Origin of the sequence: Micromonospora pallida (genome assembly GCF_900090325.1) — a bacterium.
In the GTDB taxonomy this organism is placed as follows: domain Bacteria; phylum Actinomycetota; class Actinomycetes; order Mycobacteriales; family Micromonosporaceae; genus Micromonospora; species Micromonospora pallida.
Window position 1 is genome coordinate 7,234,023 of record NZ_FMHW01000002.1, and the last position, 21,288, is coordinate 7,255,310.

Genomic DNA, 21,288 nt, shown 5'->3' on the forward strand with positions numbered 1-21,288 from the left:
ACATCGCCAGGCCACCGCCCTGTGTGGTTTGTCACCGACTTCGGTGACTCGCCGGTAACTTAGACTCCCGCCTATGGACGAGAAGGCCCCTCCGGACTCCCTTCCGGGCACCCCTTCCCGCCGGCTGCCGGAGCGCGACCGCCCCTGGGTGATGCGCACCTACGCCGGGCACTCCTCGGCCGCCGCCACCAACGCGCTCTTCCGGCGCAACCTGGCCAAGGGGCAGACCGGCCTGTCGGTCGCCTTCGACCTGCCCACCCAGACCGGGTACGACCCCGACCACGAACTCGCCACCGGTGAGGTCGGCCGGGTCGGCGTCCCGGTCGCCCATCTCGGCGACCTGCGGGCCCTCTTCGAGGGCATCCCGCTCGCCGACACGAACACCTCGATGACGATCAACGCCCCGGCGATGTGGCTGCTCGCCCTCTACGGCACAGTCGCCACCGAGCAGGGCGCCGACCTGGCCACCTGCGTCGGCACCACCCAGAACGACATCGTCAAGGAGTACCTCTCCCGGGGGACGTACATCTTCCCGCCGGCCGCCTCGCTGCGGCTGACCGCCGACGTCGTGGCGTACGCGCTGCGCGAGATGCCGCGCTGGAACCCGGTGAACATCTGCTCGTACCACCTCCAGGAGGCCGGGGCGACGCCGGTGCAGGAGGTCGGCTTCGCCCTCGCCACCGCGGTCGCCGTGCTCGACGCGGTCCGCGACTCCGGGCAGGTGCCGGCCGACCGGATGGGCGATCTGGTGGGACGGGTCTCCTTCTTCGTCAACGCCGGGGTGCGCTTCGTCGAGGAGATGGCGAAGATGCGGGCCTTCGGCCGGCTCTGGGACGAGATCACCCGGGAGCGGTACGGCGTCACCGACCCGAAGCAGCGCCGCTTCCGGTACGGCGTCCAGGTCAACTCGCTGGGGTTGACCGAGGCGCAGCCGGAGAACAACGTCCAGCGCATCGTGCTGGAGATGCTCGGCGTCACCCTCTCCCGGGACGCACGGGCCCGCGCGGTGCAGCTCCCCGCCTGGAACGAGGCGCTCGGCCTGCCCCGGCCGTGGGACCAGCAGTGGTCGTTGCGCATGCAGCAGGTGCTCGCCCACGAGTCGGACCTGCTGGATTACCCGGACCTCTTCGACGGCTCGCACGTGGTCACCGCGCTGGTCGACGGCATCGTCGCCGGAGCCCGGGAGGAGCTGGCGACGGTGCTGGGGATGGGGGGCGTGGTCGCCGCCGTCGAGACCGGCTACCTGAAGAGCGCCCTGGTCGCCTCCCTGGCCGAACGGCGCCGCCGGATGGAGTCCGGCGCGGACGTCGTGGTCGGCGTCAACCGGTTCACCGAGACCGAACCCTCCCCGCTGACCGAGGCCGGCGCGAACGCGGTCGAGACGGTGGACCCGGCCGCCGAGGCGGTCGCCGTGGCCCGCGTACGCGAGTGGCGGGCGGCTCGGGACACGGCGGCGGTGGACGCCGCCCTCGCCCGGCTGCGCGCGGACGCCGCGACCACGGCGAACCTGGTGCCGGCCACGTACGAGTGCGTGCGGGCCGGGGTGACCACGGGGGAGTGGGCCGGCGCCCTGCGGGAGGTCTTCGGCGAGTACCGCGCGCCCACCGGGCTCTCCGGAGCTGCCGGGGTCGGCGGCGACGCCACCCTGACCGAGGTCCGCGAGCGGGTCGCGACGACCGCGCGGGAGCTGGGCAGCGGCCGGTTGCGGCTGCTGGTCGGCAAGCCCGGCCTGGACGGTCACTCCAACGGCGCGGAGCAGATCGCGGTACGCGCCCGCGACGCCGGCTTCGAGGTGGTCTACCAGGGCATCCGGCTGACCGCCGGGCAGATCGTGGCCGCTGCCGTCGAGGAGGACGTGGACCTGGTCGGGCTCTCGGTCCTCTCCGGCTCGCACCTGGCCGCCGTGCCGGCGGTGCTGGCCGGGCTGCGCGCCGCCGGTCGCCCAGACCTGCCGGTGGTGGTCGGCGGGATCGTCCCGCCCGCCGACGCGGAGCACCTGCGGGCCGCCGGAGTGGCCCGGGTCTTCACCCCGAAGGACTTCGCGCTGACCGGCATCGTCGACGAACTGGTCACGGTGATCCGGGCGGCGAACGGCCTGCCCACGTCCCGTCCCGTCGGCCAGCCCGGGCGCGGCCGGGGCGGCGGGCTGGTTCAGGCCGGCGCGTAGGTCAGGCAGTCGGCGCTGGCCTCGCCCACCCGGATGGCCGGGGCGTGGCACTCCAGTTCGGCGTTGTGTTGGCAGTCCGCCCGCTGACACGCGCCGACCTGGGCGACGAGCATCTCGATGCCGCCCCGTACTGGCATCTCCACGAAGGTGTGGCAGCGGGCGTGGTCGCTGCTGCCGACCGTGATGGCGAAGGCCCGACAGCCGTTCTCGTTGTACGAGCACCGGGTGACGGTGCACTCCTCGACGGGGGGCATCTGGACGGCGCTGGTCATCGTGGCCTCCTCTGGTCGTTATGAACGGATTTTACGTCTTTGTTCCTTCCGTTCAGGAGGATTTGGCGGGAAGTCAGTCCCCGAGGACCTCGGAGAGCGGAGCCGGTGTCAGATTGCGCTCGGCCAGCCCGGCGAGGATGTGCGGCAACGCCTCGTCGGTCATCGCGGCGTTCGCCTCGGTGACGTGCATGATGATCACCGAACCGGGCTTCACCTGGCTGAGTACGGCCCGGACGATCGGCCGCCAGGCGGTGGCGAACGGATCCCCGCTCACCACGTCCCCGTCGACCACGGTCGTGCCCAGCGGCGCGAGCGCGGCGAGCGCCGGGCCGTCGTGGCAGAGTCCGGGAAAGCGGAAGTACCGGGTCTGCCGACCGCCGTACGCCTCCACCAGTTCGAACGTGCGCGCCACGTCTGTGGTCATCTGGGCGGCGGGGATCCGGGGCAGCTGGTAGCAGTCCGACGTGAAGGCCAGGTGTCCGTAGGTGTGGTTGGCCAGTTCGAAGCGTGGGTTCCCGGCCAGCCGCCGGGTCACCTCCGGATACCGCTCCACCCACTTGCCGGTGAGGAAGAAGGTGGCCGGCACCTCCTCCCGCTCCAGCAGCTCGATGATCCGCATGTTCGCGTACGACCGCACCCGTCCGGTCCGTAACTGGTGCAGCATCCCGTCCGTCATGTCCGCGTCGAAGGTGAGCGCGACCTTGTTGCCGGTGCGGGGGCCGTGGTCGACGACCGGCGGTCGGGTCCCGGGCCGCGTCGCACCGGGGATCCGTCCCGGGGTTCCGGTCGAACCTTCCGGCTGAGCCGGGGCGTCCGGGGTCGGCCGGGAGGCGGGGTCGTCACTCGGCTCGGGTGTGGCCGGTGCCCGGGTGACCCAGGCGCCCGTCTCGGTGAGCCGCTGCCCACCGTCCCAGCTCAGGATGGCGACACCGACCCCGGCGACCAGGGCGGTGGCGAGCAGGAGGACGTGGAACTTCTTCAGGAACACCGGAAGATGATCGCAGTCTCGGCCCCGCCCGCCCGTCGGCCAGGTGGCCAGGAATCATGGCCGGCGCCGCCGACGCTCGGCGCGGCGGCGCAGGAACCAGAAGACGAAGGCGAGCAGCCCGACCAGGAAGACCAGCACCAGCACCGGCAGCAGGATCGCCACGACGGACATCACCACACTGGTGGCGTCCTCGGCGGTGCTCGCGACCGGCGCGCCGACGCCCGCCGTGGTGGCGTTGACGACGGGTCGGGCCGCCGACTTCAGCAGGTGCACCCCGAACGCGATCAGCACGCCCACCACCACGGGCACCCAGTCACTGGAGGCGAAGAACTGCCCGGGGTCGCTGACGGTGACCGTCTCCGAGCTGGAGCCGGCCCCGAAGGCGAGCCCACCGGCGGTCGGCCGGACCACCGTCTGGACGATGTCGTTGACGTGGTCGACCACCGGCACCTTGTCCGCGACCACCTCCACGGCCAACAGGACGGCCAGGATCGCCATGACCCACCCGTCGTCGAGCCACTGCCAGCCGGCGGGCAGGGTGATCACGTCGGTGTATCGCGCCAGCACTCCCATGGTGAGCAGCGGGATGTAGGCGTTCAGACCGGCGGAGGCAGCCAGACCGGTTCCGGTGAGGACTTCGAACACCCGTCCAGGATGGCACCGGCGCGCCAGCGGTGCTCGGTGGCGACGGCCGACCGCTCCGCTACCCTCGTCGGGTGCGTCTGGTGATTGCGAAGTGCTCCGTGGACTACGTCGGACGGCTCTCGGCCCACCTGCCTTTGGCCACCCGGTTACTGATGGTGAAGGCGGACGGGTCGGTGTCGATCCACGCCGACGACCGGGCGTACAAGCCGTTGAACTGGATGAGCCCGCCGTGCCGGCTGGAGGAGGCCCCCGGCGTGTGGCGGGTGGTCAACAAGGCGGGCGAGGAACTGCGGATCACCCTGGAGGAGATCTTCCAGGACACCTCGTACGAGTTGGGCGTCGACCCGGGGCTGCGCAAGGACGGGGTCGAGGCGCACCTCCAGGAGCTGCTCGCCGCCAGCCCGGAGACCCTCGGTGAGGGGTACACCCTGGTCCGGCGCGAGTACATGACCGCGATCGGCCCGGTCGACCTGCTCTGCCGGGACGCCGACCAGGGCGCGGTCGCGGTCGAGGTGAAGCGACGCGGCGAGATCGACGGCGTCGAGCAGCTCACCCGGTACCTGGAACTGCTCAACCGGGACCCGCTGCTCGCCCCGGTGGCCGGCGTCTTCGCCGCCCAGGAGATCAAGCCCCAGGCGCGGGTGCTCGCCACCGACCGGGGCATCCGCTGCGTGGTCGTCGACTACGACAAGCTGCGCGGCATCGAACGCAACGACCTGACCCTCTTCTGACGTACCGCGTCGGGGGCCGGCGGCGGCTGGCCCTCAGCGGCCGTACATCATCTTGGCGGCCTTGACTATGCGGGCGATGTCCCGTGGGGTCCGCTCGAAGGTCGCCGCGGGCAGCAGCGAGGGGCCGCGCCGCCGGGTGATCGACTTCGCCCGGCCGAACTCGCGCAGGCCGTCCTCGCCGTGGATCCGGCCGAAGCCGGACTCGCCCACGCCGCCGAAGGGGAGGGTGGACATGCCGGCGAAGGAGAGCACCGAGTTCACCGAGGTCATCCCGGAGCGCATCCGCCGCGCGACCGCGACCGCCCGCCGCCGGCCGAAGACCGCAGCTCCCAGGCCGTACGGGACGGCGTTGACGCGGGCCACCGCCTCGTCCATGTCGCGGACCCGGTTGACGGTGAGCGTCGGGCCGAAGGTCTCCTCCCGTACGGCGGCCGAGTCCTCCGGCACGTCGACCAGCACGGTCGGGTGGACGAAGGGCGGCTGGACCGCGTCCGCCCCGCCGAGCACGGCCCGGCCGCCCCGGGCGAGCGCGTCGTCGATGTGGCGGCGGATGACGTCGATCTGGGCGGGCATGGTGATCGGACCGATGTCCGCGTCGTCGGCGCCGACGGTCAACCGGCCGGCGCGCTCCACCACCTTCGCCACGAAGCTGTCGAAGACCGGCTCGACCGCGTACACCCGCTCGATGCCGATGCAGGTCTGACCCGCGTTGGTCAGCGCGCCCCAGACGCACGCCTCGGCGGCCGCGTCCAGGTCGGCGTCGCCGTCGACGATCATTGCGTCCTTGCCGCCGGCCTCGATCAGTACCGGGGTCAGCGACTCGGCGCAGGCCGCCATCACCTTCTTGCCGGTGGCGGCGGAGCCGGTGAAGGCCAGCTTGTCCACACCGGACCGGCAGAGCGCCGCGCCCACGTCGCCGAGCCCGTGTACGGCGGTGAACACCGGCTGCTCGCCGACGACCTCGGCGAAGCTGTCGACCAGCCACTGCCCGACCAGGGGGGTGTACTCGCTGGGCTTCAGCACCACCGCGTTCCCGGCTGCCAGGGCGTACGCGACGGAGCCGATTGGGGTGTAGACGGGGTAGTTCCACGGGCCGATCACCCCGACCACGCCGTACGGCTGGTATTCGAGGTGGGCGGAGAACTCGGCGAGGATCAGGCGGGACCGGACCCGGCGTGGCCCGAGCACCCGGGCGGCGTTGCGGGCGGCCCAGTCGACGTGCTCGACGGCGGTGACCACCTCGACGACGGCGTCGGCGATCGGCTTGCCGCCCTCGGCGTGCATCAGCTCCGCGAGTTGCTCGATCCGCTGGGCCAGCAGTGTCCGCCAGCGCAGCAGCCGGGCACGGCGGCCGGTGAAGCCGAGCCCCGCCCACCAGGCACCCGCTACCCGGGCCCGGTCCACCGCCTGGCGGACGTCCTCCGGAGTGGCCAGTGGGAGGCGGCCCACCTCGACACCGGTCGCGGGACTGGTCGAGACGAGTCGGCCGTCGCCGACGACCGGCGTCCCCGGGGCGTTCGCAACCGTCATGGCCGAAGTCTAGACCGGAGCCAGACCCGTCGATAGGGTCACGTCGCGGAGCGCTGCCGCCACACACGGTTCCGTTCGCCTCCGGTGCGGACGCGCCCCCGGCCGTCGACCTCCCGGGGTTCCGGTGCGCGGTGCCGTCCCCGGGGCGGTCGGCCGGTGGCCGGGTGGCGGACGTTCCGGCCGAATTGGTGAACGCGTGGTGGCCGTCCGTGGTCGGCGAGGTGTCCGGCCGGTGGTGCGATCGGCGGCCGTCCGGTGGCAGGCTGGGCCATTGGGCGTACCCGTGGGTGAAGGGCGGACTGTCCATGGAGGAGCACCCGGAGCTGGTGCCGGTGTTGACGGTGGCTGGTGGGCCGATGCGGGGAGCCCGGTTCCGGCTCCGGCCCGGTCCGCTGGTGATCGGTCGCGCGCCGACCGTGGACATCGTCGTCGACGACGCGCACCTGAGCCGGCGGCACGCCGTCATCCGGCTGGCGGGCGCTCTGGTGCTCCTGAACGACCTCGGCTCGACGAACGGCACCTGGCTCAACGACCGCCGCATCGGCGGCGTGGAACCGCTCACCGACGGCGACGTCGTTCGGCTCGGCCGGACGGAACTGCGCTTCTTCGATCCCGGGGTGGCCATGACCGACCCGGTGGGGCTGACCTTCGGCGTGATGCGCCGGCACCAGCGCCCGACCCTGCCGCTGCCGGTCGCCAACCCGCCGGCCCAGACGCTGCCGGTCGCCGCCCCGCCGTCCCTGCCGTTGCCGGCCGCCGGGCCGCCGGCCCTGTCCGCAGCGGCACCCGAGGTGGCCGAGCGGAACCGGTGACATCGCGCACCGTGTGTCGGTCACCTGACGCCACGTGGCAGACTCGCGCGCAGAACCTTAGCGACCGTTCATGTGGCGGTCCGGAAGCGACGGGAGGCCGGTCGTGGCGCGCGAGTTCACCAGCGTGGGCGTTGTCGGACTGGGCACCATGGGTGCCGGAATCGTCGAGGTGTTCGCCCGCAACGGCGTCGACGTCGTGGCGGTGGAGATCTCCGAGGAGGCGCTGGAGCGCGGCCGCGCGACGCTGACCCGGTCGACCGATCGGGCGGTGGCCCGGGGCAGGCTCACCCCCGCCGACCGGGACGCCCTGCTGGGCCGGGTGCGCTTCGCCGTCGGACTGGCCGCCCTGGACGCGGTGGACCTGGTGATCGAGGCCGTCCCCGAACGACTCGACCTGAAGCGGCGACTCTTCGCCGAACTCGACCGGATCTGCCGGCCGGAGGCCATCCTCGCCACCAACACCTCCTCGCTGAGCGTCACCGAGATCGCCGTCGCCACCGAGCGCCCGCAGCGGGTGGTCGGCGTCCACTTCTTCAACCCGGCACCGGTGATGAAGCTGGTCGAGGTGATCCGGACGGTGGTCACCGCCCCCGAGGTGGTGGCCGACGTCGAGGCGTTCTGCCGCCGGCTGGGCAAGGTTGGCGTCACCATCGGTGACCGGGCCGGCTTCATCGCCAACTTCCTGCTCTTCGGCTACCTCAACCAGGCCATCGGGATGCTCGAGGCGCAGTACGCCAGCCGGGAGGACATCGACGCAGCGATGAAGCTCGGCGGCGGCCTGCCGATGGGTCCGCTGACGCTGCTGGACCTGATCGGCCTAGACGTCGCGTACGAGATCCTCGACACGGTGTACCGGCGGGGCGGTCGGGACCGGCGGCACGCGCCCGCGCCGCTGCTCCGGCAGATGGTCACCGCGGGGCTGCTTGGCCGGAAGTCCGGCCGGGGCTTCTACACCTACGAGCGGCCGGGCTCGCCGGTGGTCGTACCGGACGACCGGACGCCGGTGGCGACGGAGACCGCGCCCGCCGACGGCGCGCGGGCGGTCGCCAAGATCGGTGTGGTCGGTGGCGGCCCGACGGCCACCGGGATCGTCGAGGCCCTCGCCCACGCCGGCTACGACGTGGTGTCGGTGACCCGGGGCGAGGAGCGTCCGGTCCGGGCGGCGCTCACGCCCGCGCTGGACGAGGGCGTGGCCGGGGGCCGGTCCACCGAGGCCGACCGGGACGCCGCGCTCGCCCGGATCACCTGGTCGACGACGCTCGACCACCTCGCCGACGTCGACCTGGTGATCGAGGCGGTGGCCGAGGAGGTCGGCGCCAAGAAGGCCCTCCTCGCCAGCCTCGACGAGATCTGCAAGCCGGGCGTGGTGCTGGCCACCACCACCGCCACGCTGTCGGTGATCGAGCTGGCGACGGCCACCCAGCGCCCTGCCGACGTGGTCGGGCTGCACTTCTTCGACCCGGTCCCGATGGTGCCGCTGGTGGAGATCGTCCGGACCATCCGCACCTCGGCGGAGGCGCTGGCGACCGCCCGCGCGGTCGTCGAGCGGCTCGGCGGGACCGGCGTGGTCTGCGGCGACCGGGCCGGGTTCATCGTCAACGCGCTGCTCTTCCCGTACCTGAACGACGCGGTGCGGATGCTGGAGGCGAACTACTCCACCGTCGACGACGTCGACCACGCGATGAAGCTGGGCTGCGGCTACCCGACGGGTCCCTTCGAACTGCTGGACACGGTCGGCCTGGACGTCGCCCTGGACACCCAGCGGGCGCTCTACCGGGAGCTGCGGGAGCCCGGCCTGGCGCCCGCGCCGCTGCTGGAACACCTAGTCACCGCCGGCTACCTGGGCCGCGAAAGCGGTCGCGGGTTCCGCGACCACACCCAGCGCTGACCGCACCGGGCACGGCCGTCGCGGCAGCGCGGTGGCCGGACCCGGCCGTGGTGCTGGGGGTCGGCGCACGCCCGTACGCTGGACGGCGTGAGCCCGCGTCGCAACCGCCCCCGCCGTGACGACACCGCCCACCTGGACTCCGACCGGGCCCGTCACGGTGTCCCCAGCGTGGAGCAGTGGCGGGACGGCGAGTGGCAGGTACGCGGCATCAGCGGCGGCGCGTCGACCAAGACGTACCGCTGCCCCGGGTGTGACCAGGAGATCCGCCCGGGGGTGGCGCACCTGGTGGCCTGGCCGGCGGACGGGCGGGGCGACCTCACCGACCGCCGGCACTGGCACAGCGGGTGCTGGCGGGCCCGGGACCGGCGCGGGCCGGTGGTCCAGCGCGGACGCGGCGCCCCGCGCCACGGTTGAGCGATCTCGGTCACCCGGTGGCCCCTCGCCCGACGCGCGGACCGCTCAGGCGGGAGACTGGACGGGTGAGCACCCCGATCCGTGCCTCCTCGATCCTGCCGGGGCACCGCGAGGACATCGAACTGCACACCGCGGACGGCCTGACCCTCGTCGGCGAGCTGGCCCGACCGCTCGACCGCGCGCCGGTGGCCACCCTGGTCTGCCTGCATCCGCTGCCCACCCACGGCGGGATGATGGACAGCCACGTCCTCCGCAAGGCCGCCTGGCGGCTGCCGGCCCTGGCCGACCTGGCCGTGCTCCGGTTCAACACGCGGGGCACCAGCAGCGTCCGGGGCAGCAGCGAGGGCGAGTTCGACAACGCGGTCGGCGAGCGGTACGACGTGGCCGCCGCGATCGAGTACGCCGAGTTCGCCGAGCTGCCGAACGTCTGGCTGCTCGGCTGGTCCTTCGGTACTGACCTGACCCTGAAGTACGGCTGCGACCCGGCGGTCACCGGTGCCATCCTGCTCTCCCCGCCACTGCGCTTCTCCACCCCGGAGGACCTGGCCGTCTGGGCCGCCAACGGCAAGCCGTTGGTCGCGCTGGTGCCCGAGTTCGACGACTACCTCCGCCCGGACGAGGCCCGGCAGCGGTTCGCGGCGGTGCCGCAGGCCGAGGTGGTGGGGGTGCCCGGGGCGAAGCACCTCTGGGTGGGGGACGCCGAGACCGTCCTCGACGAGGTGGTCCGTCGGGTGAACCCGGCGGTGCCGGTGCCGCTGCCCACCACCTGGGACGGCCCGATGGAGACCGGTGACGCCAGCACATACGCCGATCGGACGGTGGCCTCGTTCGCCGACCGGCCGGTCCCCGGCCCGCCCGCGAACTGACCCAACTCCTGAGCTGAAGCCGGCCGGTGTCGCTGGCCGCCGATCCCTGAGCTGCCCCAACCCCTGAGCGGACCCGGGCCCGCGACCGGTCGGGTGCCGGGCCGACCCCGCGCCGGACCGCCACCCGGCCCGGGGGTCAGCGGCCCAGGGCGTCGATCGTCAGCCGGGTGGCCTCGGCGATCAGGGCGTCGTCGGGTTTCGCGTCCCGGACGTCCCGGCTGGAGAGCACGGCCATCACCACCGGGGCGCCCTCGGGCGGCCAGAGCACCGCGATGTCGTTCCGGGTGCCGAAGCCGGCCGTGCCGGTCTTGTCGCCGACCGTCCAGCCGGCCGGCACGCCGGCCCGGACCAGCTTGTGGCCGGTGGTGTTGCGGCGCAGCCAGTCGGTGAGCAGCGCGCGGTCCTCGGCGCTCAGCGCGTCGCCCAGCACGTACGCGTGCAGGTTGGTGGCGAGCGCCCGGGGCGTGCTGGTGTCCCGGTCGTCGCCCGGGGCGGTCCGGTTGAGGGCGGGCTCGGTACGCGCCGGCCTGGTCGTCCGGTCGCCGAGTGCCCGCAGGTGTCCGGCGAACCCGGGCGGTCCGCCGAGTTCGGCCAGCACCAGGTTGGCCGCGGTGTTGTCGCTGTACCGCACCGCCGCGTCGGCGAGGTCGCGCAGCGGCATGCCGGTGGTGACGTGCCGCTCGGTGACCGGGGAGTGCGGCACCAGGTCGTCCCGGGTGTAGCGGACGACCCGGCCGAGTTCCGCGGTGCTGGTCGCGTCCAGCAGGGCGGCGGCGGCCAGCGCCTTGAACGTGGAGGCGTAGGCGAAGCGCTCGTCGGGGCGGTGGACGACGGTGACGCCGGAACCGGTGTCGACCGCGTAGACGCCGAGCCGTGCCCCGAACCGTGCCTCCAGCGCACCGAACCCCGGGTCCACGGCCGGTGTCGACCCGGTGGTGCTGGTCGGTACCGGAGCGATGGCGTTGGTCGGTGCCGGAGCAGGGGAGGCGGGTACCCCCGTGCCGCAGGCGACCAACCCGAGGAGCCCGGCGGCGGTGGCACCCGCCACCGCCAGCCGAACGCGTTTCGTCGGATTCATGCCAGGAGTATCGGTTACTCCGACTCGACCGTTACCTTCGTCGGCTTCGCGCTGCGCTCGTCGGTGGTCGGCTTGGTCGGTCGCTTCCCGCCCTCACCGGTGCTGGTGATCTTCGTCGGGGTGGCACCGCGGCCTCCCTCACCGGGAACCGCCGCCACCGTCGGCTCACCGTCGACCCCCGAGCTGGCGGCCCCGCCGTCCAGGGTGGTCACCGGTTCGGCCACCGGCCGGGCCTTCGGCTTGCCGGCGTCGCCGTCGGCGGCGACCTCGGCGATCCGGCGGGCCTCCGCCTGCGCCCGGGCCGCCGACTCGCCGGCCTGCCGGACCGAGGTGTCCGTCTCGGCCAGCCGGGACCGCTCGCCGCCGAGCTGCTGACGGATCTCCTCCAGGGCCTGCTGGAGGTCGTCGGACTCCTGCCGGGACTGCCAGGTCTCCTGCCGCAGGTCGGCCAGCTCCTGCTGGGCCTGGGCGATCTCCAGCATCACCTGGGCCAACTGCTGCCGGCCGGCGGCGACCTCCTGCTGGGTGGCGGCCAGGTGCTGCTGGGTCGTCGCCAGGTGCTGCTGGGTGGTGGCCGCGTACTCCTCGAACTGCCGGCGGGACGTCACCATGTGCTCGTCGGCCTTGCGCCGCTTCGTGACGGCCTCCGCCTCGGCCTCGCGGAGCACCTGCTCGGCCCGCTCCTCGGCCTCACGGCGCAGCGTCGCCACCTCCTGCTCGGTGTCCCGGCGCAGCGTCGTGACCTCCTGTTCGGCGGTCTGCCGCAGGGCCGCCGCAGCCTGTTCGGCCTCCTGCCGGATCCCGGCCGCCCCCTGCTCGATCTCGTCGCGGCGGGCGGTGTACTCCCGCTCCAGCTCCTCGCGGCGGGTCGTGAACTCCCGGTCGGCGGTCTCCCGGCGCTGGGTCAGCTCCCGCTCGGCCGTCTCCCGCTGCGCCTTGAGCTCCTTCTCCACCCCGGCCCGCCAGGTGCCCAGTTCCTGCTGGGTCTGCGCGCGGGCCTGCTGGACGTACGCCTCGGTTTCGGTGCGCATCCGCTGCACGTACGCCTCGGTCTCGGCCCGGTTGCGCTTGGCCGTCTCGGCCGTCTGCTTGGTGAGCTGGTCCGCTTCCTGCTGGGCCTTGGCCCGGGTGGCCTGCGCCGCCTCGGCGGCCTGGTCGGTGAGTTTCTTGGCCTCCTGCTGGGCCTTGGCGTGCGTCGCCCGGCCGGCCTCGGTGGCCTGGTCGGTCAGGCGCTTGGCGTCCTGCTGCGCCTTCAGATGCACCTCTTTGGCCGCGTCGCGGAGCTGGGTGGCCTCCTGCTGGGCCTTGGCGTGCGCCTCCCGGGCCGCCTCGCGCAGCTTCGTCGCCTCCTGCTGAGCCCGGTTGTGGATCTCCTTGGCGGCGTCGCGGAGCTGGGTGGCCTCCTGCTGGGCCTTGGTCAGCGCGGTCTGCGCGGCCTCCCGGATCCGGGCCGCCTCCTCCCGGGCGGCGGTGACCGTCGCCTCCGCCTCGGCCCGTCGGGCCTTGCTGTGCTGCTCCTCCTCGGCCCGCCGGACGGTCAGCGCGAGTTCGAAGTCCTTCAGGGCCTTCGCGGCCTGCTCACGGGCTTCCTCGATGATGTGCTCGGCCGCCGTGCGCCGCGCCTCGATCTCTTCGCTGGCCGAGGCGAGGATGTCGTCGGCCTGTTCCTCGGCGAGGGTGAGGATCTGCTCCACCCGGGGCCCCAGATGCCGGAACGACGCCCGGTCCACCACGGCGTTCTGCTTACGCACCTGCGCCAGGTCGCGCTGGAGCACCTCCACCTGGCCCGCGAGCTTGTGGATGTGTGTGTACGCCTGTTCCCGTTCGGCTGTCAGCGCCGCGATCTCGTGCTCGGCACGAGCCACGTACCGGTCGACCTGTCGTTTCTCGTACCCCCGCAGGGCGGACTCGAAGCTGGGCTCCGTGGTCACTTCCCCGCCGAGAGCGAACAGTTCCTCGCCGTGCGACATATCCCCATCCTCACACGGCTTCGGCCCCGGTGCGGCAATACGCACGGCGACGATGGGACCCAGTTCACCCGCGCGGGGGGAGGTGTCGATCGGCTTCGGTGGGCAGCGTACGGCGCGGGGTGCACCCGTTCAAGGTGACACCCCGCGCCGTACGACTCATGCCCCGATCGATGCGCGGGCCGTCAGCTGGACTTCTCCGCGGACACCGGCTCGGCGGCGGCCTCCTCGGCCTTCTTGGGGGCGGGCGTCTCGGCCTTCTGCTGCGGGGGCACGCCCGGCACGATGCCGGCGAGACCGGAGAGCATCTGACCGAGTTGCGCGGTGACCGCGTCCTTCTGGCGGGTGAGGTCGTCGACCTCCCGACGCGCGGCCTGGGTGGTCAGCTCCGCCTCGGTGCGCGCCTCGGTGAGCAGGCGCTGCGCCTCGGCCTTCGCCTCGTTGAGGGTCTTCTCGGCCAGTGACTTGGCCTTGTCGACGGTGTCGGCGGCGGTGCGCTCGGACTCGACCCGGCGGGTCTCGGCGCGCTGCTCGATTTCCTTGGCGCGCTCCTGCGCGGCGCGGGCCCGCTGCTCGGCCTCGCCGACCAGCTTCTGGGTCTGTGCGACCTGCGCGGCGTGCCGCTCGGACTCCTCGCGCTCGGCCTTCTCGCGCCGCTCGGCGAGCTGCAGCTCCAGGGCCTGGAGGTCCTTGTCCCGCTTGTCGCGGGCGTCGGTGAGGAGCTTGGTCGCCTCGGCGCGCTTCTCCTCGGCCTCGCGGGCGGCCTTGGCCCGCTGCTGGGTGATCTCCCGTTCGGCGGTGGCGCGCAGGGTGGCCACCTCACGCTCGACAGTGGACTTCAGCTCGGCGACCTCGTGCGCGGTGACCGTGCGGAGCTGCTTGGTCTCCCGCTCGGCGTCGGCGCGCAGCGTGTCGGCCTCGCGGCGGGCCTGCACCCGGACCTCGGCCGCCTCCCGCTCCGCGGTGGTGCGGACGCCGCCCGCCTCCCGCTCGGCGGTGGCCTTCATCGCCGCCGCCTCGGCCCGCGCCTTGTCGGTGATCTCGCGGGCTTCGAGGCGGGCCGCGGAGAGGATGCCCTCGGACTCGCGCTTGGCCTCGTTGCGGTGGTCGTTGGCCTGCTCCTCGGCGAGCCGCAGGATCTGCTCGACCCGGGTACCGAGGCCGGAGAGGGTCGGCCGGTTGTTCTCCTCGAGCTGCTTGTTGGTCTCGGCGAGCTTCTGCTCCAGCGCCGCGAGCCGCTGCTCAGCCTGGCGGAGCCGACGCTGTGCGTCGTTCATCCGCTGCTCGGCCTCGGCGCGGGCCTGCTCGGACTGGGTCAGCGCGGCGGTCAGCCGTCCGATGAAGTCGTCGACCTGTCCTGTGTTGTATCCGCGCAGGCCAACGGTGAAATCCGGCTGGGAGTTCGCGTTATCGAAGAACGCGAGAGGGGAGGACTGCTGCTGGGGCATTGGCCCATACTCGCAGACGCCCCGGGGTGCTTCGCAAGAGCGGTGCGGAGCTTTTTGTCCTCTTTACCTGGTCACCTCCCACGCGCTCGGTGGCCGGTACCGGACAGGCGATCTTGGCAGCTCCGGGCCGGGGTGTGCGGCGTACCTGGTAGACCGGAAAAGAACCGCCGCCCGCCGGGTCGCCGTTTTTCGGGTCACCGTCGGTATCGATCGATTCGGTGCCGGTCGAGCACCGACGAAAGCCAATGCCGGACACGCAATGACGATCCGGTTCCCCCGGAGGTCCTCGATGGCCGCCACCGGCCGACCGCGTCCGGCGCCGCGCGGCGGAGCCCGGCTCCGGGACCTCGATTCGATCGGTGGCCGGGGCCCCGGCCCGACGCTGAGCGGTGACCGGGGCCCCGGCGGCCACCTCAGGCGGGCTGGACCAGCTCGACGAGGACGCCGCCGGCGTCCTTCGGGTGGACGAAGTTGATCCGGGAGTCGGCGGTGCCCCGGCGCGGGGTGTCGTAAAGCAACCGCAGGCCGCGCTCGCGCAGCGCCGCGCAGGCCGCGTCGATGTCGGTGACGGTGTACGCGACCTGCTGCACCCCCGGCCCGTTGCGGTCCAGGAACTTCGCGATCGTCGACTCCGGAGTGAGCGGGGCGAGCAGTTGCAGGCAGCCACCCTCGGTGGTCGGGCCGACCGCCAGCATCGCCTCGCGGACCCCCTGCTCGGTGTTGGTCTCGGTGTGCACGCAGCGCATGCCGAAGGTTTGCTGGTAGAAGTCGATCGCCTTGTCAAGGTCGGCGACCGCCACACCCACGTGGTCGATTCGGCGGATACCGATGTCTGTGACGTAGTCCGCAGCGGGCTTGTCGGGGGAGATCTCTGCCATGGCGTTAGTCTGACCGAACAGTCGTTAAGGCGTACAGGTTCGGTACCCCCTCGGAGGCAGACATGGCTTCGGTGATCGTCAGCGGCGCGCGGACCCCGATGGGGCGCCTGCTGGGCAACCTCAAGGACCTCTCCGCGACGAAGCTCGGCGGAGTAGCGATCAAGGCCGCGTTGGAGCGTGCCGGGGTCGCCCCGGAACAGGTGCAGTACGTGATCATGGGGCAGGTGCTCCAGGCCGGTGCGGGGCAGATGCCGGCCCGGCAGGCGGCGGTCGAGGCGGGCATCCCGATGTCCGTACCGGCGCTGAACATCAACAAGGTCTGCCTCTCCGGGCTGGACGCGATCGCCCTGGCCGACCAGCTCATCCGGGCCGGCGAGTTCGACATCGTGGTGGCCGGCGGCATGGAGTCGATGACCAACGCCCCGCACCTGCTGCTCGGTCAGCGCGGCGGCTACAAGTACGGCGACGTGACGGTGAAGGACCACATGGCGCTGGACGGCCTCACCGACGCCTGGGACTGCTGCGCGATGGGCGAGTCCACCGAGCGGCACGGCGTGAAGCACAACATCACCCGCGAGGAGCAGGACGCCTTCGCCGCGGCCAGCCACCAGAAGGCGGCCGCCGCGCAGAAGAACGGCCACTTCGCCGACGAGATCACCCCGGTGCTGATCCCGCAGCGCAAGGGCGACCCGCTGGTGATCAGCGAGGACGAGGGCATCCGCCCGGACACCACCGTCGAGTCGCTGGCCAAGCTCCGTCCGGCGTTCACCAAGGACGGCACGATCACCGCGGGCAGCGCGTCGCCGATCTCCGACGGGGCCGCCGCCGTGGTGGTGATGAGCAAGGCCAAGGCCAAGGAGCTGGGGCTGACCTGGCTGGCCGAGGTCGGCGCGCACGGCAACGTGGCCGGGCCGGACAACTCCCTGCACTCGCAGCCGTCGAACGCGATCGTGCACGCCCTGAAGAAGGGCGGGTTGAGCATCGAGGATCTCGACCTCATCGAGATCAACGAGGCGTTCGCGGCGGTCGGCATCAAGAGCACCCGCGACCTCGGGGTCGACCCGGCGATCGTCAACCCGAACGGCGGGGCGATCGCGCTCGGCCACCCGATCGGCATGTCCGGCGCCCGACTGGTGCTCACCCTCGCGCTGGAGTTGAAGCGGCGCGGTGGCGGCACCGGGGCGGCGGCGCTCTGCGGTGGCGGCGGGCAGGGCGACGCGCTGATCATCCACGTCCCCGGTGCCGGCGAGAACGCTCAGTGAGCGAGCTGGGCACCGCCGCGCCGTCCATCCGGCGCAGTCGGGACGTACCCCTGCTGGTCGAGCGGGCCCGCGCGGGTGACCCCCGCGCGGTGGCCCGGCTGATCACCCTGGTCGAGTCCGGTGACGAGGTGCTGCCGCAGGTCGCGGCGGCCCTCGCGCCGTACGCCGGGCAGGCCCAGGTGGTCGGGCTGACCGGCTCGCCCGGGGTGGGGAAGTCGACCACCACCAACGAGCTGGTCCGGGCGCTGCGGGCGCGCGGGCACCGGGTCGGGGTACTCGCCGTGGACCCGTCCAGCCCGTTCACCGGCGGGGCGATCCTGGGCGACCGGGTCCGGATGCAGGACCACGCCCTCGACCCCGGCGTCTACATCCGGTCGATGTCCAGCCGGGGGCACCTCGGCGGGCTCTCGGCGGCCACTCCGCAGGCGGTCCGGGTGCTGGAGGGCGCGGGCTGCGACGTGGTGCTGGTGGAGACGGTCGGGGTCGGGCAGGCCGAGGTCGAGGTGGCCTCGCTCGCCGACACCACGCTGGTGCTGCTCGCTCCCGGCATGGGCGACGCGATCCAGGCAGTCAAGGCCGGCATCCTGGAGATCGCCGACGTCTTCGTGGTCAACAAGGCCGACCGGGACGGCGCCGACGCCACCGTCCGCGACATCCAGGGCATGATCGCGCTGGGCGAGCGCGGGCCGGGCGAGTGGCGGCCCCAGGTGGTCCGCTCGATCGCCGCGCGCGGCGAGGGGATCGACGACATCGCCGCCGCCATCGACAAGCACCGGGGCTGGCTGGTCGAGCACGGTGAGCTGCGCCGTCGGCGCGAGGCGCGGGCCGCCGCCGAGATCGAGGCGATCGCGCTCGGCGTGCTCCGCGCCCGGATCGGCTCGCTGCGCGACGGTACGGAGCTGCCGACGCTCGCCGCCCGGGTGGCCGAGGGGGCGCTGGACCCGTACGCCGCGGCGGACGAGTTGCTGGCCCAGCTCGGTAGCTGAAGGTCCACCGTCGCCCCGCCCGGCCTAGTACGCTCGCACCGCCGCACGGCCTGGGGCGGTATGGATGTCTTGGGGGAGAGCATGGCTGACGAGGCGACACAGGAGCTGACCGGGACGCCGGGCGCGGTGGCGGGTGGCACGACGCAGGTCTCCGACGAGGTGGTGGAGAAGATCGCGGTGGCCGCCGCGAAGTCCGTCCCCGGGGTGACCGAGCTGGGTGGTGACGTGGCCCGGTTCTTCAACGCCGTGCTCGACAAGGTCGGTCTGGACCAGGTCGGCGACGCTCGGCGCGGCTGCTCCGCGCACGTCACCAACGGCGCGGCGGTGGTGAACCTGGTGATCGTGATCGACGCCGGTCGGCCGGTGCCTGAGGTGACCAACGGGGTCCGGGCCGCCGTCACCCAGGCGGTCGAGGCGTACGGGCTGCGGGTCGACGAGGTCAACATCCGGGTCGACGACGTGGCCCTGGGCGACCTGGCGACGCCGCCGGCCTGACGTGCCTCCGGGCGGACGGCACGACTGGCCTTAGCGATCGTTCAGGCTGCGCTCTACACTCGACGTGCAGTCGAAGGACCCGAGGAGGAGCCCTGCGCATGAACGCCGACGAGATCGCCGCCGGACGGGCCCGCTGGCAGGCCCGGTACGACGCCGCGCGCAAGCGGGACGCGGACTTCACCACGCTCTCCGGCCTGGAGGTCGAGCCGGTCTACGGCCCGCCGGAGGGAGTCGCCTACCCGGGCTTCGACCGCATCGGCTGGCCGGGGGAGTACCCGTACACCCGGGGGTTGCACCCGACCGGCTACCGGGGACGCGCCTGGACGATCCGGCAGTTCGCCGGCTTCGGCAACGCCCAGCAGACCAACGAGCGCTACAAGATGATCCTCGGCGCGGGTGGCGGCGGCCTCTCCGTGGCCTTCGACATGCCCACCCTGATGGGGCGGGACTCCGACGACCCGCAGTCGCTCGGCGAGGTCGGCCACTGCGGCGTCGCCATCGACAGCGCCGTCGACATGGAGGCGCTCTTCGACGGCATCGACCTGGCCGGGGTCACCACCAGCATGACCATCTCCGGCCCGGCGGTGCCGGTGTTCTGCATGTACCTGGTCGCCGCCGAGCGGCAGGGCGCCGACATCGGCACGCTCGACGGCACGCTCCAGACCGACATCTTCAAGGAGTACATCGCGCAGAAGGAGTGGCTCTTCGACCCCGAGCCGCACCTGCGCCTGATCGGCGACCTGATGGAGTACTGCGCCCGGGACATCCCGCGCTACAAGCCGCTGTCGGTCTCCGGCTACCACATCCGCGAGGCCGGCTCGACCGCCGCGCAGGAGCTGGCGTACACCCTCGCCGACGGCTTCGGCTACGTCGAGCTGGGGCTGTCCCGGGGCTTGGACGTGAACGTCTTCGCCCCCGGGCTGAGCTTCTTCTTCGACTCGCACGTGGATTTCTTCGAGGAGATCGCCAAGTTCCGCGCCGCCCGCCGGATCTGGGCCCGCTGGCTGCGGGACGTCTACGGCGCCACCAGCGAGAAGGCGATGTGGATGCGGTTCCACACGCAGACCGCCGGGGTGTCGCTGACCGCCCAGCAGCCGGTCAACAACGTGGTCCGGACGGCGGTGGAGGCCCTGGCGGCGGTGCTCGGCGGCACCAACTCGCTGCACACCAACGCCCTAGACGAGACCCTCGCGCTGCCCACCGACGAGTCCGCCGAGATCGCCCTGCGTACCCAGCAGGTGCTGATGGAGGAGATCGGCGTGACCAACGTGGCCGACCCGCTCGGCGGCTCCTGGTACGTCGAGGCGCTCACCGACCGGATCGAGGCCGAGGCGGAGGAGATCTTCGCCCGGATCCGCCAGCTCGGCGGGGACGGTCCGCACACCATCGGCCCGATGACCTCCGGCATCCTGCGGGGCATCGAGGACGGCTGGTTCACCGGCCAGATCGCCGAGGCGGCCTTCGTCTACCAGCAGGCGCTGGAGAAGGGCGAGAAGAAGATCGTCGGCGTCAACTGCCACACCGGCACGATCGCCAAGGAGCTGGAGATCCTGCGCATCTCCCACGAGGTGGAGCTGGAGCAGCGCAAGCTGCTCGCCGAGCGCAAGGCCGGCCGGGACAACGACGCGGTCAGGGCCGCCGTCGAGCGGATGGTGGCGGTCAGCCGTACCGACGAGAACATGATCCCGGCGATGCTCGACGCGGTCCGCGCCGAGGCGACGCTCGGCGAGATCTGCGACGCGCTGCGGGCCGAGTGGGGCGTCTACCGGGAGCCGGCGCGGTTCTGATTTCCGCGTGGGCGGTGCGGGTCTCCCACCGGCGTCCCGCACCGCCCACGACCAGCCGTGGAAGTCACATGTGTCGGCACGTCGGCTGAACTGAACCGGGCGTGGCACGTGCGAGACTAGATAACCATGAGCGACCCACGGATCACCTCGTCGATCTTCACCCGCGGCGCGGTCGACCTCAGCGCCCTGCGCCCCTCCACCCCCGCCCGCCCCACCGCCCCCGCCCAGGGCGGCCCGCCCGCCAACGTGCCGGGCGGTGCCACACCGGGTGCCGGGGCCGCGGTGATCGACGTCACCGAGGCGACCTTCCAGTCCGAGGTGCTGGAGCGTTCCCTCAGCACCCCGGTCGTGGTCGACTTCTGGGCCGAGTGGTGCGAACCCTGCAAGCAGCTCTCCCCGGTGCTGGAGAAGCTCGCCATTGAGGGCGGCGGCGCGTGGGTGCTCGCCAAGGTCGACGTCGAGGCCAACCCCCGGCTGGCCCAGATGTTCCGGGTGCAGGGCATTCCGATGGTCTTCGCGGTGGTCGGCGGGCAGCCGATCGACGCCTTCTCCGGCGTGGTGCCGGAGGCACAGCTCCGGCAGTGGATCCAGGCCGTGCTCCAGGCCGGCGGCGTCGCGGTCGAGCCGGCCGGCGACCCCCGCCTCGACGAAGCCGACGACGCGCTGATGACCGGCGACCTCGACGCGGCCGAGGCGGCGTACCGGAAGATCCTGGCCGAGACCCCGGCGGACGGCGCGGCCGAGGCCGGGCTGGCCCAGGTCGGGCTGGTCCGCCGGGTGGGCAACGTCGACCCGGTCGCCGTCTTCGCCGCCGCCGAGGCCGCCCACGACGACGTCGAGGCGCAACTTCTCGCCGCCGACGTCGAGGTGCTCAGCGGACAGGCCGAAGCGGCGTACGCTCGGCTGATCGCCCTGGTCAAGCGGACGGCCGGCGACGACCGGGAGAAGGCCCGCCAGCACCTGGTCTCGCTGTTCACCATCGCCGGCCCGGACGACCCCGCAGTCGGCAAGGCCCGCCGAGCCCTGGCCAGCGCCCTGTTCTGACCACCCCTCACGCCAGCGCGGGCCGGCGAT

At 72.8% G+C, this 21,288-nt stretch carries 19 protein-coding genes; 11 read left to right on the forward strand and 8 right to left on the reverse strand.

The window, feature by feature from the left end; all coding sequences use genetic code 11:
• Window positions 1-73: 73 nt before the first annotated feature.
• Window positions 74-2,167 (forward strand): protein meaA, encoded by a 2,094-nt coding sequence (locus tag GA0074692_RS31110; RefSeq protein ID WP_091651236.1) that lies wholly within the window; start codon window positions 74-76, stop codon window positions 2,165-2,167.
• Here GA0074692_RS31110 and GA0074692_RS31115 read toward each other — a convergent pair.
• The 3 genes from GA0074692_RS31115 to GA0074692_RS31125 all read right to left on the reverse strand — a co-directional run bounded on the left by GA0074692_RS31115 (window position 2,152) and on the right by GA0074692_RS31125 (window position 4,072).
• On the reverse strand, window positions 2,152-2,439 hold the full coding sequence (locus GA0074692_RS31115) for a DUF1540 domain-containing protein (protein ID WP_091651238.1): 288 nt from the start codon (window positions 2,437-2,439) through the stop codon (window positions 2,152-2,154). The genes GA0074692_RS31110 and GA0074692_RS31115 overlap by 16 nt on opposite strands.
• Window positions 2,440-2,512: 73 nt before the next feature.
• Window positions 2,513-3,427 carry a polysaccharide deacetylase family protein gene (locus GA0074692_RS31120; protein ID WP_091651241.1) on the reverse strand — a complete coding sequence of 305 codons (915 nt, stop codon included), beginning with the start codon at window positions 3,425-3,427 and terminating at the stop codon, window positions 2,513-2,515.
• A gap of 54 nt (window positions 3,428-3,481) precedes the next feature.
• A complete protein-coding gene (locus tag GA0074692_RS31125; protein ID WP_091651243.1) occupies window positions 3,482-4,072 on the reverse strand; it encodes a DUF4126 domain-containing protein in 591 nt (196 codons plus the stop codon).
• Between the two features lie 71 nt (window positions 4,073-4,143).
• Here GA0074692_RS31125 and nucS point away from each other — a divergent pair, with 71 nt between their 5' ends.
• A complete protein-coding gene (nucS, locus tag GA0074692_RS31130) occupies window positions 4,144-4,803 on the forward strand; it encodes an endonuclease NucS (protein ID WP_091654373.1) in 660 nt (219 codons plus the stop codon).
• 33 nt (window positions 4,804-4,836) lie between these two features.
• Here nucS and GA0074692_RS31135 read toward each other — a convergent pair whose 3' ends face one another.
• Window positions 4,837-6,333, reverse strand: a complete 1,497-nt coding sequence (locus GA0074692_RS31135; RefSeq protein WP_091651246.1) for an aldehyde dehydrogenase family protein — start codon at window positions 6,331-6,333, stop codon at window positions 4,837-4,839.
• A 305-nt stretch (window positions 6,334-6,638) separates the two neighbouring features.
• Between GA0074692_RS31135 and GA0074692_RS31140 the strand changes: the two genes are divergently transcribed.
• From GA0074692_RS31140 to GA0074692_RS31155, 4 genes are all read left to right on the forward strand, one after another.
• Complete coding sequence (locus tag GA0074692_RS31140) at window positions 6,639-7,145, forward strand: FHA domain-containing protein (RefSeq protein WP_091654375.1); 507 nt, start codon at window positions 6,639-6,641, stop codon at window positions 7,143-7,145.
• Window positions 7,146-7,248: 103 nt separating this feature from the next.
• Window positions 7,249-9,033: a 3-hydroxyacyl-CoA dehydrogenase family protein gene (locus GA0074692_RS31145; protein ID WP_091651249.1), complete on the forward strand. Its 1,785-nt coding sequence runs from the start codon at window positions 7,249-7,251 to the stop codon at window positions 9,031-9,033.
• An 87-nt stretch (window positions 9,034-9,120) separates the two neighbouring features.
• On the forward strand, window positions 9,121-9,447 hold the full coding sequence (locus tag GA0074692_RS31150; RefSeq protein ID WP_091651252.1) for a hypothetical protein: 327 nt from the start codon (window positions 9,121-9,123) through the stop codon (window positions 9,445-9,447).
• Between the two features lie 65 nt (window positions 9,448-9,512).
• A complete protein-coding gene (locus tag GA0074692_RS31155; RefSeq protein ID WP_091651255.1) occupies window positions 9,513-10,313 on the forward strand; it encodes an alpha/beta hydrolase in 801 nt (266 codons plus the stop codon).
• Between the two features lie 136 nt (window positions 10,314-10,449).
• Here GA0074692_RS31155 and bla read toward each other — a convergent pair whose 3' ends face one another.
• The 4 genes from bla to mce form a co-directional block, all read right to left on the reverse strand.
• On the reverse strand, window positions 10,450-11,391 hold the full coding sequence (gene bla, locus GA0074692_RS31160; protein WP_091651257.1) for a class A beta-lactamase: 942 nt from the start codon (window positions 11,389-11,391) through the stop codon (window positions 10,450-10,452).
• A gap of 14 nt (window positions 11,392-11,405) precedes the next feature.
• Entirely contained in the window at window positions 11,406-13,361 is a 1,956-nt protein-coding gene (locus tag GA0074692_RS31165; protein ID WP_091651258.1) for a coiled-coil domain-containing protein, read from the reverse strand.
• Between the two features lie 182 nt (window positions 13,362-13,543).
• Window positions 13,544-14,806: a DivIVA domain-containing protein gene (locus GA0074692_RS31170; RefSeq protein WP_091651261.1), complete on the reverse strand. Its 1,263-nt coding sequence runs from the start codon at window positions 14,804-14,806 to the stop codon at window positions 13,544-13,546.
• A gap of 413 nt (window positions 14,807-15,219) precedes the next feature.
• Window positions 15,220-15,684, reverse strand: a complete 465-nt coding sequence (mce, locus tag GA0074692_RS31175; RefSeq protein ID WP_091651264.1) for a methylmalonyl-CoA epimerase — start codon at window positions 15,682-15,684, stop codon at window positions 15,220-15,222.
• Between the two features lie 62 nt (window positions 15,685-15,746).
• Between mce and GA0074692_RS31180 the strand changes: the two genes are divergently transcribed.
• From GA0074692_RS31180 to GA0074692_RS31200, 5 genes are all read left to right on the forward strand, one after another.
• Window positions 15,747-16,946 (forward strand): acetyl-CoA C-acetyltransferase, encoded by a 1,200-nt coding sequence (locus GA0074692_RS31180; RefSeq protein WP_091651267.1) that lies wholly within the window; start codon window positions 15,747-15,749, stop codon window positions 16,944-16,946.
• On the forward strand, window positions 16,943-17,932 hold the full coding sequence (meaB, locus tag GA0074692_RS31185; RefSeq protein WP_091651269.1) for a methylmalonyl Co-A mutase-associated GTPase MeaB: 990 nt from the start codon (window positions 16,943-16,945) through the stop codon (window positions 17,930-17,932). The genes GA0074692_RS31180 and meaB overlap by 4 nt, the downstream gene beginning before the upstream one ends.
• An 81-nt stretch (window positions 17,933-18,013) precedes the next feature.
• The gene (locus GA0074692_RS31190; RefSeq protein ID WP_091651275.1) at window positions 18,014-18,427 is read left to right on the forward strand and encodes an Asp23/Gls24 family envelope stress response protein; all 414 of its coding nucleotides are present in this window, start codon (window positions 18,014-18,016) and stop codon (window positions 18,425-18,427) included.
• A gap of 98 nt (window positions 18,428-18,525) precedes the next feature.
• Window positions 18,526-20,214: a coenzyme B12-dependent isobutyryl-CoA mutase large subunit gene (icmA, locus tag GA0074692_RS31195; RefSeq protein ID WP_091651278.1), complete on the forward strand. Its 1,689-nt coding sequence runs from the start codon at window positions 18,526-18,528 to the stop codon at window positions 20,212-20,214.
• A gap of 126 nt (window positions 20,215-20,340) precedes the next feature.
• Window positions 20,341-21,258, forward strand: a complete 918-nt coding sequence (locus GA0074692_RS31200) for a tetratricopeptide repeat protein (protein ID WP_091651281.1) — start codon at window positions 20,341-20,343, stop codon at window positions 21,256-21,258.
• Window positions 21,259-21,288: the final 30 nt, after the last annotated feature.